A 1,411-nucleotide genomic window follows, 5' to 3' on the forward strand; every position below is an offset into this window, starting at 1 on the left:
CGCGCCCAGTGGCTTTGAGCCCGACGTCATTCATGACTATATTCATTGGGGTATGGTGTTGTCATCCAGCTATGAGCATGAAGCAGAAGACGAAAACTTACTCTTGTGCGAACTGTTTTTACGCCAAGTGTATTTCCACCTTCTCAAAGCGATTCAAGACCCAACTCGCACTCGTACATTTCGCCGAGTCTGCCTTGATTCGGTTCACACGCCCTTATTCTGCCTCAAACGTTACTACTATCAGTTTGAACATGGCGACGTAAAGTTTCTCCAATTACAACAACAATTACGCCTCATTCAGACTTCTCTTGATTAAACGAAAGGAACCCTACTATGACCACCGAATTTCGTATTGAAACCGACAGCATGGGCGAAGTAAAAGTCCCGGCGAATGCCTTGTATCAAGCACAAACTCAGCGCGCTATCGATAACTTCGCATTCAGCCAGCACACCATGCCAAGCGGTTTCATCCAAGCTTTAGCCCACATCAAACAGACGGCAGCACTGACCAACGCACAACTAGGGTTACTGGAAGGTGATATCGCTAATGCGATTGCAGAGGCTGCGCAAGCCATTATTGATGGCCAACATCTCGATCAGTTCCCTATCGACCTATTCCAAACCGGTTCTGGGACAAGCTCCAACATGAACGCTAATGAAGTGATTGCCACGCTCGCGTCTGAATTGCTTGGCGGCAACGTCAACCCGAATGACCACGTTAACATGGGTCAAAGCAGTAACGATGTGGTGCCGACGGCGATTCAAGTCAGCTCAGCACTTGCTATTGAACACAAGTTGTTGCCTGCACTGGCTCATCTTAGCCAAAGCCTAGAAACCAAGAAGCAAGCTTTGCAAGGTGTGGTAAAAACAGGCCGAACTCATTTGATGGACGCCATGCCAATCACTTTCGCGCAAGAGCTGGGCGGCTGGCAATTCCAGATTGAACACGCTAAACAAGCCATTGAACAAACACTGCCGATGGTGAAAGCCCTTGCTCAAGGCGGCACTGCCGTTGGCACAGGGATCAACGCCGATCCGCGTTTTGCCTCTCTGTTTGCAGACAGCCTCTCTCAGTCCACTCGAGTCACCTTTACTTCAAGCGACAATTTCTTTTTCAACCTCAGCAGCCAGGATGCGATCGTCGCACTGTCCGGGCAGCTCAAAACAGCAGCAATTGCGATCATGAAGATCGCAAACGATCTTCGTTGGATGAACTCTGGCCCATTGGCAGGCTTGGGTGAAATCGAACTGCAAGGCTTACAGCCGGGGTCATCAATTATGCCGGGCAAAGTAAACCCGGTTATCCCTGAAGCCGCAGCCATGGCATCAGCGCAAGTGATTGGCAACGACGCAACCATCACCATCGCGGGTCAGTCTGGCAACTTCCAGTTGAATGTTATGCTACCCGTGA

Annotated in this window: 2 protein-coding genes; both read left to right on the top strand. The window is 50.0% G+C overall.

The features are described 5' to 3' along the window. On the top strand, positions 1-316 hold a 316-nt coding region (locus tag R7P69_RS24640; RefSeq protein ID WP_318121746.1), incomplete at its 5' end, for a hypothetical protein. A gap of 17 nt (positions 317-333) precedes the next feature. Then, the coding region (locus R7P69_RS24645; RefSeq protein ID WP_318121747.1) for a class II fumarate hydratase at positions 334-1,411 on the top strand (1,078 nt) is incomplete at its 3' end.

Origin of the sequence: Vibrio sp. 661, from assembly GCF_033339315.1 — a bacterium.
GTDB classification, from domain to species: Bacteria; Pseudomonadota; Gammaproteobacteria; order Enterobacterales; family Vibrionaceae; genus Vibrio; species Vibrio alginolyticus.